General features: G+C 44.7%; 11 protein-coding genes. 10 read left to right on the top strand and 1 reads right to left on the bottom strand.

What is annotated here, in order from left to right:
* The 9 genes from tuf to rpoC all read left to right on the top strand — a co-directional run.
* A partial coding sequence (gene tuf, locus GKR74_RS07860) for an elongation factor Tu (RefSeq protein WP_154601249.1) occupies window positions 1-1,184 on the top strand: 1,184 nt, incomplete at its 5' end.
* Window positions 1,185-1,572: 388 nt separating this feature from the next.
* Window positions 1,573-1,959, top strand: coding sequence for a preprotein translocase subunit SecE (gene secE / locus GKR74_RS07855; protein ID WP_154603150.1), 387 nt, complete (start codon window positions 1,573-1,575; stop codon window positions 1,957-1,959).
* Window positions 1,960-2,505 (top strand): transcription termination/antitermination protein NusG, encoded by a 546-nt coding sequence (nusG, locus tag GKR74_RS07850; RefSeq protein WP_006657043.1) that lies wholly within the window; start codon window positions 1,960-1,962, stop codon window positions 2,503-2,505. It begins immediately after the preceding gene.
* Between the two features lie 167 nt (window positions 2,506-2,672).
* Complete coding sequence (rplK, locus tag GKR74_RS07845) at window positions 2,673-3,101, top strand: 50S ribosomal protein L11 (RefSeq protein WP_006657044.1); 429 nt, start codon at window positions 2,673-2,675, stop codon at window positions 3,099-3,101.
* Window positions 3,102-3,105: 4 nt separating this feature from the next.
* Window positions 3,106-3,807: a 50S ribosomal protein L1 gene (rplA, locus tag GKR74_RS07840; RefSeq protein WP_132497207.1), complete on the top strand. Its 702-nt coding sequence runs from the start codon at window positions 3,106-3,108 to the stop codon at window positions 3,805-3,807.
* A gap of 335 nt (window positions 3,808-4,142) precedes the next feature.
* Window positions 4,143-4,640 (top strand): 50S ribosomal protein L10, encoded by a 498-nt coding sequence (gene rplJ / locus GKR74_RS07835; RefSeq protein WP_006657046.1) that lies wholly within the window; start codon window positions 4,143-4,145, stop codon window positions 4,638-4,640.
* Between the two features lie 60 nt (window positions 4,641-4,700).
* A complete protein-coding gene (gene rplL, locus GKR74_RS07830; protein ID WP_006657047.1) occupies window positions 4,701-5,066 on the top strand; it encodes a 50S ribosomal protein L7/L12 in 366 nt (121 codons plus the stop codon).
* A 357-nt stretch (window positions 5,067-5,423) separates the two neighbouring features.
* Window positions 5,424-9,452 (top strand): DNA-directed RNA polymerase subunit beta, encoded by a 4,029-nt coding sequence (gene rpoB, locus GKR74_RS07825; protein ID WP_036953635.1) that lies wholly within the window; start codon window positions 5,424-5,426, stop codon window positions 9,450-9,452.
* 109 nt (window positions 9,453-9,561) lie between these two features.
* Entirely contained in the window at window positions 9,562-13,785 is a 4,224-nt protein-coding gene (rpoC, locus tag GKR74_RS07820; RefSeq protein WP_181477894.1) for a DNA-directed RNA polymerase subunit beta', read from the top strand.
* Window positions 13,786-13,859: 74 nt separating this feature from the next.
* Here the strand turns inward: rpoC and GKR74_RS07815 are convergent, their stop codons facing one another.
* Window positions 13,860-14,369 (bottom strand): pyridoxamine 5'-phosphate oxidase family protein, encoded by a 510-nt coding sequence (locus GKR74_RS07815; protein ID WP_154603149.1) that lies wholly within the window; start codon window positions 14,367-14,369, stop codon window positions 13,860-13,862.
* Window positions 14,370-15,027: 658 nt separating this feature from the next.
* On the opposite strand from GKR74_RS07815, the gene GKR74_RS07810 reads away from it, so the two are divergent.
* Window positions 15,028-16,008, top strand: a complete 981-nt coding sequence (locus GKR74_RS07810) for a VWA domain-containing protein (RefSeq protein WP_420720235.1) — start codon at window positions 15,028-15,030, stop codon at window positions 16,006-16,008.
* The last annotated feature ends 35 nt before the right edge of the window (window positions 16,009-16,043 follow it).

The raw sequence follows: 16,043 nt of genomic DNA, 5'->3' as shown, positions 1-16,043 counted from the left end.
TGTCTAAAGAAAAATTTGAACGTTCAAAACCGCACGTTAACGTTGGTACAATCGGCCACGTTGACCATGGTAAAACTACCCTGACAGCAGCAATCACTACTGTTCTGGCTAAAACTTACGGCGGTAACGCTCGTGCATTCGACCAAATCGATAACGCACCAGAAGAAAAAGCGCGTGGTATCACCATTTCTACTTCTCACGTAGAATATGACACTCCAACTCGCCACTACGCACACGTAGACTGCCCAGGTCACGCCGACTATGTTAAAAACATGATCACTGGTGCTGCGCAGATGGACGGTGCAATTCTGGTTGTTGCTGCGACTGATGGCCCAATGCCACAAACTCGTGAGCACATCCTGTTAGGTCGCCAAGTAGGTGTTCCTTACATCATCGTTTTCCTGAACAAATGTGACATGGTAGACGACGAAGAACTGTTAGAATTAGTTGAAATGGAAGTTCGTGAACTTCTGTCTCAATACGATTTCCCAGGCGACGACACTCCAGTTGTTCGCGGTTCAGCACTGAAAGCGCTGGAAGGCAACCCAGAGTGGGAAGCGAAAATTGTTGAATTAGCAGGCTACCTGGATTCTTACATCCCAGAACCAGAGCGTGCAATTGACAAGCCATTCCTGCTGCCAATCGAAGACGTATTCTCAATCTCTGGTCGTGGTACAGTAGTAACAGGCCGTGTTGAGCGTGGTATCATCAAAGTTGGTGAAGAAGTTGAAATCGTTGGTATCCAAGCAACGGCTAAAACAACTTGTACTGGCGTTGAAATGTTCCGTAAACTGCTGGACGAAGGTCGTGCGGGTGAGAACGTTGGTGTTCTGCTGCGTGGTACTAAGCGTGAAGAAATTCAACGTGGTCAAGTACTGGCTAAACCAGGTTCAATCAAGCCACACACCCAATTCGAATCAGAAGTTTATATTCTGAGCAAAGATGAAGGTGGTCGTCATACTCCATTCTTCAAAGGCTACCGTCCACAGTTCTACTTCCGTACAACTGACGTAACCGGTACTATCGAACTGCCAGAAGGCGTAGAGATGGTAATGCCAGGCGACAACATCAACATGATCGTGACTCTGATTCACCCAATCGCGATGGATGATGGTTTACGTTTCGCAATCCGTGAAGGTGGTCGTACTGTAGGTGCGGGTGTTGTTGCAAGAATCATTGCATAATACCGCTCTTTCTGAATAAGAAAGAACCACTTTAGTAAAAAGGGCATCGACTGATGCCCTTTTTATACTCAAGTTTTTAAAATGTTAGCGCTTAAACCTAAGAACCTATCTCATCAATCGTTTTCATAATTATTGGTGAGATAGGCTCTGAAACAACGATTGACTGACTGTATTGAGAGCCCGATACAGTTATATGAGATTTATTAAGGTTTTGCTCAGAAGTTATGGTATATTTTACCGCTGCCACGAAAAGAAATTTATTTTCGAAATAGGGTGGTCATTAAATTTACTGGGTATGCTGGCATATTCTATTGGTGTGCTCTGATTGCCATACTGCATAGGTAAGGCAAGCGAGCTTTATACATACTTCATGGTAACAGGTTGAATTATGAGTGCGAATAGCGAAGCTCAAGGAAGTGGACGCAGTGCAGACATCTTCAAATGGGTAGTTGTCTGTGTCTTATTAATTGTTGCTATCGTGGGCAACTATTACTTCCGTCAATATAATCTCGCACTGCGTGCTTTTGCAGTTGTGGCTGTAGTAGCTATTGCTGGTGCTGTTGCTTTGTGGACCACAAAAGGTAAAGCAACTCTGGCGTTTGCGCGCGAAGCTCGCATCGAGGTGAAGAAAGTCATTTGGCCTACTCGCCAGGAAGCATTACAAACGACTTTGATTGTTGCTGCTGTAACGGCTGTAATGTCACTGATCCTGTGGGGATTAGATGGTATCCTAGTGCGTTTAGTTTCATTTATTACAAGCCTGAGGTTATTCTAAATGTCAGATTTACCTAAAAAACGCTGGTATGTCATTCAGGCATTCTCTGGTTTTGAAGGTCGCGTAGCACAGTCTCTGCGTGAACATATCAAATTACATAATATGGAAGAGTTATTTGGCGATGTTATGGTTCCAACTGAAGAAGTTGTTGAGATCCGTAGCGGCCAGCGCCGTAAGAGCGAGCGTAAATTCTTCCCTGGTTACGTATTAGTTCAAATGGTCATGAATGATGACTCTTGGCACTTAGTACGCAGTGTTCCGCGTGTAATGGGCTTTATCGGTGGGACTTCAGATCGTCCAGCACCAATTAGTGATAAAGAAGTTGATGCGATCATGAATCGCTTACAACAAGTTGGTGATAAGCCACGTCCTAAAACGCTATTTGAACCAGGTGAAATGGTTCGTGTTAGCGAAGGTCCATTCGCTGACTTCAACGGTGTTGTTGAAGAAATCGACTATGAAAAGAGCCGTTTAAAAGTCTCTGTTTCTATTTTTGGTCGTGCAACTCCAGTTGAGTTAGACTTCGGACAGGTAGAAAAAGCCTAACTAATCCGAATAGCAGACTTGCAAAAGGCGCGAAATTTTCATACAATTTCGCGCCTTTTGTTTTTTATGCTTGGCATCATACTGCGCAAACGGTGTGTTGCGGGGCGTTAATGTAACGGGGAGCCTTAATCCATTAAGGCGTTATTACCCAATTTGAGGAAATATTCATGGCTAAGAAAGTACAAGCCTACGTTAAGCTGCAAGTAGCAGCTGGTATGGCAAACCCAAGTCCACCGGTTGGTCCAGCACTGGGTCAGCAAGGTGTGAACATCATGGAATTCTGTAAAGCGTTCAACGCAAAAACAGACAGCCTGGAAAAAGGTTTACCAATTCCTGTTGTTATTACTGTTTATGCAGACCGTTCATTCACTTTCGTAACTAAAACTCCACCGGCAGCAGTTCTGCTGAAAAAAGCGGCTGGCGTTAAGTCTGGTTCTGGTAAGCCGAACAAAGACAAAGTTGGTAAAGTGACTTCTGCACAGGTTCGCGAAATCGCAGAAACTAAAGCTGCGGATATGACTGGTGCTGACGTTGACGCGATGATGCGTTCAATCGCTGGTACTGCTCGTTCCATGGGCCTGGTAGTGGAGGACTAATAGAATGGCTAAACTGACTAAGCGCATGCGCAATATCCGTGAGAAAGTTGATGTAACTAAACAGTATGACATCAATGAAGCCGTTGCTCTGCTGAAAGAATTAGCGACTGCTAAATTCGTTGAAAGCGTTGACGTAGCTATCAATCTTGGTATCGATGCTCGTAAATCTGACCAGAACGTTCGCGGTGCAACTGTACTGCCAAACGGTACTGGCCGTTCAGTTCGCGTTGCTGTGTTCGCACAAGGCGCAAACGCTGAAGCTGCTAAAGCTGCTGGCGCTGAACTGGTTGGTATGGAAGATCTGGCTGATAAAATCAAAGCTGGTGAAATGAACTTTGACGTTGTTATTGCTTCTCCAGATGCAATGCGCGTTGTTGGCCAATTAGGTCAAGTTCTGGGCCCACGTGGTCTGATGCCAAACCCGAAAGTTGGTACTGTAACTCCTAACGTTGCTGAAGCGGTTAATAACGCTAAAGCTGGTCAGGTTCGTTACCGTAACGACAAAAACGGAATCATCCACACCACTATCGGTAAAGCTGATTTCGACGCTGACAAACTGAAAGAAAACTTAGAAGCACTGCTGATCGCGCTGAAAAAAGCAAAACCAGCTTCTGCTAAAGGCGTTTTCATCAAGAAAATCAGCCTGTCCACTACCATGGGCGCAGGTGTTGCTATCGACCAATCTGGTCTGTCAGCAGCAGTTTAATTCCGTTAGCATCTGCTAATTGGCAATTAGGCTTTACCTTTGCGGCAAATTTGTATAAAATTTGACGCCTCGAGTTTGTTGGGTATAGAAATGTGCCCAACAAACCACAAATTTCGGTATGGAGTCTGGCCTTTCCAGACCCCGTCCAAGACCGCAGGTGTAGTTTATTAGTTACTAGTAGCTACTTAATTTACCTGCGTAGACGGTGACAGAGATACCTAGAATTTAATTCTGGATTTCTATTCTGCTCACCGTGTTTTAGCGCTCTTACATAATGTTGTGTTTGAGTGATGTGAGTCCCGGGTTTTCCCGGTTAATCCAGGAGCAAGAAGCTAATGGCACTAAATCTTCAAGACAAACAAGCGATTGTTGCTGAAGTCAGCGAAGTAGCCAAAGGCGCGCTTTCTGCAGTTGTTGCTGATTCACGCGGCGTAACTGTAGCAAAAATGACTGAACTGCGTAAAGCAGGTCGCGAAGCTGGCGTTTATATCCGTGTTGTTCGTAACACGCTGATTCGCCGTGCTGTTGAAGGTACTGCTTATGATGTACTGAAAGACGCGTTTGTTGGTCCAACCTTAATTGCTTTCTCTAACGAACATCCGGGCGCTGGCGCTCGTCTGTTCAAAGAGTTCGCGAAAGCGAATCCAGCATTTGAGATTAAAGCTGCGGCCTTTGAAGGTGAGTTAATCCAAGCGAAAGATATCGATCGTCTGGCAACTCTCCCAACTTACGATGAAGCAATCGCACGCCTGATGGCAACCATGAAAGAAGCCGCTGCCGGCAAATTGGTTCGTACTCTGGCTGCTCTGCGCGATCAGAAAGAAGCTGCATAAGCCCTTTCCTTCGTTGCTTTTTAACGTATAAACTATTTCTGAATTTTAGGAACACTTGTTATGTCTATCACTAAAGACCAAATCCTTGATGCAGTTGCAGAAATGTCTGTAATGGACGTTGTTGAACTGATTACTATGATGGAAGAAAAATTCGGCGTTTCTGCTGCTGCAGCTGTTGCTGTTGCTGCGGGCCCAGCTGAAGCTGCTGAAGAAAAAACTGAATTCGACGTTGTTCTGGCATCTGTTGGTGCGAACAAAGTTGCAGTTATCAAAGCAGTTCGTGGTGCAACCGGTCTTGGCCTGAAAGAAGCTAAAGACATGGTAGAATCAGCTCCAGCAGTTATCAAAGAAGCTGCAAGCAAAGACGAAGCTGAAACTCTGAAAAAATCTCTTGAAGAAGCAGGCGCTTCTGTTGAACTTAAATAAGTTCAATTTCAAGAACGCAGCTTAAGTAATTAGGCTGATGGCTGGTGATTTTTTAATCACCAGCCTTTTTGCGCTGTAAAGCGTGATGGGTGTTAACAGCTTTTCACGCAGTTTTAATGTTAACAAACAACCCTCCAATACTTCTTTCTATTTGACGACTTAATATACTGTGTTCTGCGCTACGACCCGCTCGGGTAGCTCGGTAGCAACTGCAACGCAATGAAATGATTTAAGAGTAATAGAAATGGGTATTCAGGAAAGTATTCATTTTCCATTTCTTCAAAAAACGCGTTCCTGTTCTGCCCTTAATCTAAAGGCGAACGATTTGGGTCACTGATCAACGAGCTGAGGAAACCTATGGTTTACTCCTATACCGAGAAAAAACGTATTCGTAAGGATTTTGGTAAACGTCCACAAGTTTTGGATATACCTTATCTCCTTTCCATCCAACTTGACTCGTTCCAGAAGTTTATCGAGCAAGATCCTGATGGCCAGAATGGTCTGGAAGCTGCTTTCCGTTCCGTATTCCCAATTCAGAGTTACAGCGGTAATGCTGAACTGCAATATGTCAGCTATCGTTTAGGCGAGCCTGTTTTTGACGTTAAAGAATGTCAAATTCGCGGCGTGACCTATTCTGCACCACTGCGTGTAAAACTGCGCCTGATCGTGTATGAGCGAGAAGCTCCAGAAGGCACCGTTAAAGACATCAAAGAACAAGAAGTTTACATGGGTGAAATTCCACTCATGACTGAAAACGGAACTTTTGTTATCAACGGTACTGAGCGTGTTATCGTTTCCCAGTTACACCGTAGTCCTGGTGTATTCTTCGATAGCGATAAAGGTAAAACTCACTCTTCAGGTAAAGTGCTGTATAACGCACGTATTATTCCTTACCGTGGTTCATGGCTTGATTTCGAATTCGATCCGAAAGATAACCTGTTTGTACGTATTGACCGTCGCCGTAAATTACCTGCGACCATTATTCTGCGTGCAATGGATTACAACACCGAAGAAATCTTAAATCTGTTCTTCGACAAAACTGTATTCCAAATCCGCGATAACAAACTGATGATGACGCTGGTTCCTGAGCGTCTGCGTGGCGAAACTGCTTCTTTCGATATCGAAGCAAACGGCAAAGTTTATGTTGAAAAAGGCCGTCGTATCACTGCTCGTCATATTCGTCAGTTAGAAAAAGAAGAAGTTAGCAATATCGAAGTTCCTGTTGAATACATCGCAGGTAAAGTTGTTGCAAGAGATTACATCGATGAGAGCACCGGTGAGCTGATTTGTGCAGCGAACATGGAACTGTCATTAGATATGTTGGCACGTCTGAGCCAGTCTGGTCACAAAACAATCGAAACATTGTTCACCAACGACTTAGACCACGGTGCTTATATCTCTGAAACCGTTCGCGTCGACCCAACTAACGATCGTTTAAGTGCACTGGTAGAAATCTACCGTATGATGCGCCCTGGTGAGCCGCCAACACGCGAAGCTGCAGAAAACCTGTTCGATAACCTGTTCTTCTCTGAAGACCGTTACGACTTGTCTGCTGTAGGTCGTATGAAGTTCAACCGTTCACTGAACCGTGATGAAATCGAAGGTTCTGGTATCCTGAGTGAAGAAGACATCATTGATGTTATGCGTAAACTCATCGATATCCGTAACGGTAAAGGCGAAGTCGATGATATCGACCACTTAGGTAACCGTCGTATTCGTTCCGTTGGCGAAATGGCTGAGAACCAATTCCGTGTAGGTCTGGTTCGTGTTGAGCGTGCAGTGAAAGAGCGTCTTTCTCTGGGCGACCTCGATGCATTAATGCCACAGGATATGATCAACGCTAAGCCAATTTCAGCAGCAGTTAAAGAGTTCTTTGGTTCCAGCCAGCTGTCTCAATTTATGGACCAGAACAACCCACTGTCTGAAATTACGCATAAACGTCGTATCTCTGCATTAGGCCCAGGTGGTCTGACTCGTGAACGTGCAGGCTTCGAAGTACGTGACGTACACCCAACTCACTATGGTCGTGTTTGTCCAATCGAAACCCCTGAAGGTCCGAACATCGGTCTGATCAACTCATTATCTGTTTATGCACAGACCAATGAGTACGGTTTCTTAGAAACTCCATACCGTTTAGTCCGTGATGGCATCGTAACTGATGAAATCCATTACCTGTCTGCAATCGAAGAAGGTAACTTCATCATTGCTCAGGCAAACACCGTATTAAGCGACGATGGCCGTTTCATCGAAGAATTAGTTACTTGCCGTAACAAAGGCGAGTCAAGCTTATTCAGCCGTGAACAAGTTGAATATATGGACGTTTCGACTCAACAGGTTGTTTCTGTTGGTGCGTCACTGATCCCATTCCTTGAACACGATGACGCCAACCGTGCATTGATGGGTGCGAACATGCAACGTCAAGCGGTTCCTACTTTACGTGCTGACAAACCATTAGTTGGTACAGGTATGGAACGTGCAGTAGCGGTTGACTCCGGTGTTACTGCTGTTGCAAGACGTGGTGGTTCAGTTCAATACGTTGATGCTTCTCGTATCGTTATCAAAGTTAACGAAGATGAGATGTATCCGGGCGAAGCTGGAATCGATATCTATAACCTGACTAAATACACTCGTTCTAACCAGAACACCTGTATTAACCAGATGCCTTGCGTATCTTTAGGTGAACCAGTTGAACGTGGTGATGTGTTAGCAGATGGTCCTTCAACAGACCTCGGCGAATTAGCACTGGGTCAAAACATGCGCGTGGCATTCATGCCATGGAATGGTTATAACTTCGAAGACTCCATCTTAGTTTCTGAGCGTGTTGTTCAAGAAGACCGTTTCACAACTATTCACATTCAGGAACTCTCTTGTGTGTCTCGTGACACCAAATTAGGGCCTGAAGAGATCACTGCGGATATTCCAAACGTTGGTGAAGCAGCACTGTCTAAACTTGATGAATCCGGTATCGTTTATATCGGTGCAGAAGTGAAAGGCGGAGACATTCTGGTTGGTAAAGTTACCCCTAAAGGTGAAACCCAATTAACGCCAGAAGAAAAACTGCTGCGTGCTATCTTCGGTGAAAAAGCTTCAGACGTTAAAGACTCTTCTTTACGTATTCCTAACGGCGTATCTGGTACGGTTATCGACGTACAAGTATTTACCCGTGATGGCGTAGAGAAAGACAAACGTGCTCTGGAAATCGAAGAAACTCAGTTACGTGATGCGAAGAAAGACTTAACAGAAGAGCTGCGTATTTTTGAATCTGCACTGTTCTCTCGTATCCGTTCTGTACTGATCAGCGGTGGTATTGAAGCTGATAAACTGGACAAACTGCCTCGTGACCGTTGGTTAGAATTAGCATTAGCTGATGAAGAGAAACAGAACCAGTTAGAGCAATTAGCTGAACAGTACGATGAACTGAAATCTGAGTTCGCTAAGAAACTGGAAGCAAAACGTCGCAAGATCACTCAAGGTGATGACCTTGCACCGGGCGTACTGAAAATTGTTAAGGTTTATCTGGCTGTTAAACGTCAGATTCAACCGGGTGATAAAATGGCGGGTCGCCATGGTAACAAAGGTGTTATCTCAAAAATCAACCCAGTTGAAGACATGCCTTACGATGAAAACGGTAACCCAGTTGACATCGTTCTGAACCCACTGGGCGTACCATCACGTATGAACATCGGTCAGATTCTGGAAACTCACTTAGGTATGGCTGCTAAAGGTATTGGTGAAAAAATCAATGCTATGCTTAAACAGCAGCAAGAAGTTGCCAAACTGCGTGAATTCATCCAGAAAGCTTACGATTTAGGTGATGATCCGCGTCAGAAAGTTGACTTAAATACTTTCTCTGATGAAGAAGTTATGCGTTTGGCAGAGAACCTGAGAAAAGGTATGCCAATTGCAACACCAGTGTTTGATGGTGCAAAAGAGAAAGAAATTAAAGAACTGCTGAAACTGGGCGGTCTGCCAACTTCAGGTCAGATTACATTGTTCGACGGTCGTACTGGCGAGAAATTTGAGCGTCAAGTCACCGTAGGTTACATGTACATGCTGAAACTGAACCACTTGGTTGACGATAAGATGCACGCCCGTTCAACTGGTTCTTACAGCTTGGTTACTCAGCAACCGCTGGGTGGTAAAGCGCAGTTCGGTGGTCAGCGTTTCGGGGAGATGGAAGTGTGGGCACTGGAAGCATACGGTGCAGCCTATACCCTTCAAGAAATGCTTACAGTTAAATCGGATGACGTTAACGGCCGTACGAAGATGTATAAAAACATCGTCGATGGCAGCCATCAGATGGAACCTGGTATGCCGGAATCTTTCAACGTATTGCTGAAAGAAATCCGCTCACTGGGTATCAACATCGAGCTGGAAGACGAGTAATTCGTTCTGTGCCGGAAGGTTTGCCTTCCGGCCCATGTAAGCACTGGGATTTGGGGAGAGTCGCTTCGAGCACTCACCTGACAGGTCTAACTCCGACAGGAGCCATTTAGTGAAAGACTTAATTAAGTTTCTGAAAGCGCAAACCAAGACCGAAGAGTTTGATGCGATCAAGATTGCTCTGGCATCACCTGACATGATCCGTTCATGGTCATTTGGTGAAGTTAAAAAGCCAGAAACCATTAACTACCGTACGTTCAAACCTGAGCGTGACGGTCTTTTCTGTGCGCGTATTTTCGGGCCAGTAAAAGACTACGAATGCCTGTGCGGTAAGTACAAGCGTTTAAAACACCGTGGTGTGATTTGTGAGAAGTGTGGCGTTGAAGTTACACAAACTAAAGTGCGTCGTGAGCGTATGGGTCATATTGAACTCGCGTCTCCAACTGCGCATATTTGGTTCTTAAAATCACTGCCATCACGTATCGGTTTGCTGCTCGATATGCCACTGCGCGATATCGAACGCGTTCTGTATTTTGAATCTTATGTTGTTGTTGAAGGCGGGATGACCAGCCTTGAGCGCGCCCAGATTCTGACAGAAGAGCAATACTTAGATGCGCTAGAAGAGTTCGGTGACGAATTCGACGCGAAAATGGGTGCGGAAGCAATCCAAGGTCTGCTGAAAAACCTCGATCTTGAGAACGAGTGTGAAACGCTGCGTGAAGAGTTAAACGAAACTAACTCAGAAACCAAGCGTAAAAAGTTGACTAAGCGTATCAAACTGTTAGAAGCGTTTATTCAATCTGGTAATAAACCAGAGTGGATGATCCTGAACGTTCTGCCAGTTCTGCCACCTGATCTGCGTCCATTAGTACCACTGGATGGTGGTCGTTTCGCAACGTCGGATCTGAACGATCTGTATCGTCGCGTAATCAACCGTAACAACCGTCTGAAACGTCTTCTGGATCTGGCTGCGCCAGACATCATCGTACGTAACGAAAAACGTATGCTGCAAGAAGCGGTTGACGCACTGTTAGATAACGGTCGTCGTGGTCGCGCAATCACAGGTTCTAACAAACGTCCTCTGAAATCTTTGGCAGATATGATCAAAGGTAAACAAGGTCGTTTCCGTCAGAACTTACTTGGTAAGCGTGTTGACTACTCAGGTCGTTCTGTAATCACCGTAGGTCCATACCTGCGTCTGCATCAGTGCGGTCTGCCTAAGAAAATGGCACTTGAGTTATTCAAACCATTTATCTACGGCAAATTAGAATTACGTGGTCTGGCAACAACCATTAAAGCTGCGAAGAAAATGGTTGAGCGCGAAGAAGCGGTTGTTTGGGATATCTTGGATGAAGTTATCCGCGAACACCCAGTTATGCTGAACCGTGCACCAACACTTCACCGTCTGGGTATCCAAGCTTTCGAACCAATTCTGATCGAAGGTAAAGCTATCCAATTGCACCCACTCGTTTGTGCGGCATATAACGCCGACTTCGATGGTGACCAAATGGCGGTACACGTTCCTCTGACTCTGGAAGCTCAGTTAGAAGCACGTGCGTTGATGATGTCAACCAACAACATCCTGTCTCCGGCAAGTGGTGAGCCAATCATCGTTCCTTCTCAGGACGTTGTATTAGGTATCTACTACATGACGCGCGACTGCGTAAACGCGAAAGGCGAGGGCATGGTTTTAGCCGGTCCTAAAGAAGCTGAGCGTGTTTACCGTTCAGGTCATGCTTCACTGCATGCCCGCGTTAAAGTTCGTATCACTGAAGAAGTGAAAGACAGCGAAGGTAACATTACGATTAACACTGGTTTAGTTGATACCACTGTTGGCCGTGCAATTTTATGGATGATCGTACCGAAAGGTCTGCCTTACTCTCTGGTTAACCAGGCGTTAGGTAAGAAAGCAATCTCCAAAATGCTGAACACCTGTTACCGCGTACTGGGTCTGAAACCAACTGTTATTTTTGCGGACCAAATCATGTATACCGGTTTTGCCTACGCGGCACGTTCTGGTGCATCGGTTGGTATCGACGATATGGTTATTCCAGAGAAAAAAGCTGGGATCATCGCCGAAGCAGAAGCAGAAGTTGCAGAAATTCAGGAACAGTTCCAGTCTGGTCTGGTTACAGCAGGCGAACGTTACAACAAAGTTATCGATATCTGGGCAGCAGCAAACGAACGTGTTGCTAAAGCGATGATGGAAAACTTGTCTACTGAAGCAGTCATTAACCGTGACGGCCAAGAAGAACAACAAGTTTCCTTCAACAGTATCTTTATGATGGCCGACTCCGGTGCTCGTGGTTCTGCAGCGCAGATTCGTCAGCTGGCCGGTATGCGTGGTCTGATGGCTAAGCCAGATGGCTCCATCATCGAAACGCCAATCACGGCGAACTTCCGTGAAGGTCTGAACGTTCTCCAGTACTTTATTTCTACCCACGGTGCTCGTAAAGGTCTTGCGGATACCGCATTGAAAACTGCGAACTCCGGTTATCTGACTCGTCGTTTAGTTGACGTTGCTCAGGACTTGGTTGTCACTGAAGATGACTGTGGTACTCACGAAGGTATCCTGATGACTCCGGTTATCGAGGGTGGCGACGTTAAAGAACCACTGCGTGAACGTGTACTTGGACGTGTAACTGCAGAAGATATCCTGATCCCAGGTACTGCAGATATTCTGGTTCCACGTAATACACTGTTACACGAAAAACTGTGTGACCTGTTAGAAGCTAACTCTGTTGACAGTGTGAAAGTACGTTCCGTAGTAAGTTGTGAAACTGACTTCGGTGTGTGTGCTCACTGTTATGGTCGTGACCTTGCTCGTGGTCATATCATCAACAAAGGTGAAGCTATCGGTGTTATCGCGGCACAATCAATCGGTGAGCCGGGTACACAGCTGACGATGCGTACGTTCCACATCGGTGGTGCGGCATCTCGTGCGGCAGCAGAATCTAGCATCCAAGTTCGTAACACAGGTACGTTGAAACTGTTCAACGCGAAATATGTTACTAACTCAGAAGGCAAGCTGGTAATTACTTCTCGTAATACAGAACTGCGTCTGATTGACGAATTCGGTCGTACTAAAGAGAGCTATAAAGTTCCTTACGGTGCGCACTTGACGAAAGGTGATGGTGCAGCAGTGATCGGCGGTGAAACCGTTGCAAACTGGGATCCACATACCATGCCAGTTGTCAGTGAAGTATCTGGTATCATCAGCTTCTCCGACATGCTTGAAGGTCTGTCAATGACTCGTCAAACTGATGAGTTAACCGGTCTATCTTCAATCGTTGTTATGGATACCGCTGAGCGTACCAGTGCTGGTAAAGACTTACGTCCTGCACTGCGTGTAATCGATGCGAATGGTAAAGATGTTCTGATCCCTAACACGGACATGCCTGCTCAGTATTTCTTACCGGGTAACGCAATTGTTCAGTTAGATGATGGCATCGCTATCAACGTCGGTGATACTTTAGCGCGTATTCCACAAGAATCCGTAGGTACTAAAGATATCACGGGTGGTCTGCCACGCGTTGCTGACCTGTTCGAAGCTCGTCGTCCGAAAGAGCCTGCGATCCTGGCTGAAATCAGCGGTATTATCTCGTTTGGTAAAGAAACCAAAGGGAAACGCCGTCTGGTTATCACTCCATTAGATGGAAGTGAGCCATACGAAGAGATGATTCCTAAATGGCGTCAACTCAACGTATTCGAAGGTGAAATCGTTGAACGCGGTGACGTCGTTTCTGATGGTCCAGAGTCTCCACATGACATCCTGCGTCTGCGTGGTGTTCATGCTGTGACTCGTTACATCACCAACGAAGTTCAGGAAGTTTACCGCTTACAAGGCGTTAAGATTAACGATAAACACATCGAAGTTATCGTTCGTCAGATGCTGCGTAAAGTTACCATCGCGGATGCAGGAAGTTCTGAATTCCTCGAAGGTGAGCAAGTTGAATACTCACGAGTTAAAGTTTCTAACCGTAAACTGGAAACTGAAGGCAAGATTCCAGCTAACTTTGAGCGTGATCTGTTGGGTATTACTAAGGCATCTCTGGCAACAGAATCCTTTATCTCAGCGGCATCGTTCCAAGAAACAACTCGCGTACTGACAGAAGCAGCGGTAGCAGGTAAGCGTGATGAATTACGCGGCCTGAAAGAGAACGTTATTGTTGGACGTCTGATCCCAGCTGGTACTGGTTTCGCGTACCACCAAGATCGTATCCGTCGTCGCCATCTGAGCGAAGCTGTGGAAGCTCCACAAGTTAGCGCAGATGAAGCAACAGCGAACTTAGCAGAACTGTTAAATGCAGGCTTCACCAGCGACAATCAGAACTAATTTCTGATTTGCAAATCGCTTAGTAGAAACCGGTATCGAAAGATACCGGTTTTTTTTTGCCTGCCAATTGCCAGCTATTCATTATTAAGGTAACTCAGTGGCACAGGAATGCGACGACTTTCTTGACTCGTCAACCAGTGAGCCATATCAAATAACCACCACTGTTCAACAATAAGCTCATAAAAACGTGAATGACCATTTTCTTGAAGTTGCTCAAGGACAATAGAAGGCAACACATTTTGAGTCTCATCGAAAAGCGAATTTTGATGAAATTCACGATAAGCATCCGCAGACTCATCAACTGATAATTCACGTGCAACCCCCGTAAACTGAGCCCCATCAAAACCAGCCGAACCAAATTCAGGTAAATGATAATTAAACAGTGTTCCGCTCACTTGAGAGTGATAACGAATATTTTGAGAATGTTGGCTTTGATGAGCGGAATACCAAAGAAACCGCACTGGATTGAACAGAATTTTTGGTTCGACAGTGGTTGCCCACGGAACATTTTCAGGACTGAGTGTCGCAAAAGTGACGAAACGGGTGGTGTGCAAGAGAACTAAACTGCGCTGCTTTAAACTCATGGGGTCTCCATTGTATGCATATAAGAAGAAAGCCCGCTATTGGGACTTTCGAGATTGGTCGTCGTGTATTGAATTAGATGGTAATTAAGGTGTGTCTTGGGGAGAGCGATAATTAAAAATAGTAAGGCTTGGTATTATTAATATTTTCATTTCATATAGGGTTATAGTTAGGATTAATAATTCAGTTAGGAAATAGTTGAAGCTATTTCTCTATAAGCTTGTGTTTTTAATTGACTATTTTCACGGTGAATAAATTTGGCAATTAAAATTTTGAAGTAATATAGGTGAACAATAACGTGATGAACATTATCTCATTTATTAGGAACTACTAATAATTGAAGGGTAGTGATTGATTCATGAATGTATGCTTTATAATTCAATTAATTAGACTTTGTTTTTCTGAAAATATGATGTCGAGTAAAAATATTTAACTAATTTTATTTGTTAATGAATTGATTTTTAACTGAAGAAATTAATATTTATCAGTGCGTTGATATTAATTGTTGTGTCAATGCAAATGCGAATAAATTAATAATACCGCCCTCGATTGAATCAATTAGGGGGTAGTTAAATACGTCATAAAAATATTATCTAAATATATTATTCAAATATTAAAATCCAATAAGTCAAATGCTATGAATTTAACAGGAATATAAATATGGGTAAAAATACAGAAAGTAATGACATTGAAAATAATAATAAAATGACGTCTAGCAGCATGATGCAAAATATGGCTTCGTTTGGAGCGCCAAGTATTATGGTTAATCAAACCTCGCAGCTTGTTACAGGGACGGGGGATATTGCCTTAGATTTGGTCGTGGTGATTGATACTAGCGGCTCCATGTCTGATGAATCTACGGATTTAAGCCAACAAATTGACGCTGCTATTGAAAAAGCGGCAGCAAATTGCCCATCACATTTACGCGCCACATTCTTAGGGATACAAGGTGTTTGGTCTGGTACTAAGTTTGATCAATCAGTGAGTGATTATTTAATCTTAAAAGGGGTTAACGAAAGCAGCCTACAAGCGCGCCCACCTTTTAAAGAGGCTGATGGTATTGACCATGCAGGTAATAAAGAAGATCTTTGTCGTGCCGTTATTGATGTGAGTAAATACTTTGATTGGCGTGATGGCGCTCGTCGAGCCATTTTTGTCTTAGGTGACGAAGGCATGGAGGGAGGAGGTGGCCGACTTACCAGTGCGGCAATAGCCAAAAACAATGAAGCGATTGACGTTGCTCAACATGCTCATGTCAAAGTGTATACCTATCAAGGGACACCGGATGATGCGCCAACCAATCTTGACCGTTTCCCAAGCCTAGCGGATAGAGACAGAGTCACAAAAGAATATGCCCGCCTAGCTGAGCAAACGGGGGGGCGTTCTTATATCTACACCACTGGCATAGCCAACTTCGCTTTAGTCTTGCAAGAAATTCTTTGTGACAGTTTGATCCCTCCGACTATCCCAAATCCAGAGCGTTCAGACTGTGCAAATGTCTGTGACCAACTGCCGACTATCTTAGGAACGGTGAATACGCTAGCTGAAATTATCAATAAGGCGATAGATGCTTGCTGTGGTAACGAAAGCCATCACAGCCACCACTCGCATCATCATTCAGCTTGCCAGTGTCAAAAATAATAACAAAAAGGCCTGCAATTGCAGGCCTAATTAAA

Origin of the sequence: Providencia sp. wls1914, from assembly GCF_009706645.1 — a bacterium.
GTDB lineage: Bacteria > Pseudomonadota > Gammaproteobacteria > Enterobacterales > Enterobacteriaceae > Providencia > Providencia zhijiangensis.
Note: the sequence above shows the minus strand (reverse complement) of the source record. Positions and strands in the feature narration are given on the sequence as shown.

Bases quoted from the DNA above. Each gene is read 5' to 3' on its own strand.
- secE (WP_154603150.1), top strand. From the start codon at position 1,573: ATGAGTGCGAATAGCGAAGCTCAAGGAAGTGGACGCAGTGCAGACATC.
- nusG (WP_006657043.1), top strand. From the start codon at position 1,960: ATGTCAGATTTACCTAAAAAACGCTGGTATGTCATTCAGGCATTCTCT.
- rplK (WP_006657044.1), top strand. From the start codon at position 2,673: ATGGCTAAGAAAGTACAAGCCTACGTTAAGCTGCAAGTAGCAGCTGGT.
- rplA (WP_132497207.1), top strand. From the start codon at position 3,106: ATGGCTAAACTGACTAAGCGCATGCGCAATATCCGTGAGAAAGTTGAT.
- rplJ (WP_006657046.1), top strand. From the start codon at position 4,143: ATGGCACTAAATCTTCAAGACAAACAAGCGATTGTTGCTGAAGTCAGC.
- rplL (WP_006657047.1), top strand. From the start codon at position 4,701: ATGTCTATCACTAAAGACCAAATCCTTGATGCAGTTGCAGAAATGTCT.
- rpoB (WP_036953635.1), top strand. From the start codon at position 5,424: ATGGTTTACTCCTATACCGAGAAAAAACGTATTCGTAAGGATTTTGGT.
- GKR74_RS07815 (WP_154603149.1), bottom strand. From the start codon at position 14,369: ATGAGTTTAAAGCAGCGCAGTTTAGTTCTCTTGCACACCACCCGTTTC.
- GKR74_RS07810 (WP_420720235.1), top strand. From the start codon at position 15,028: ATGGGTAAAAATACAGAAAGTAATGACATTGAAAATAATAATAAAATG.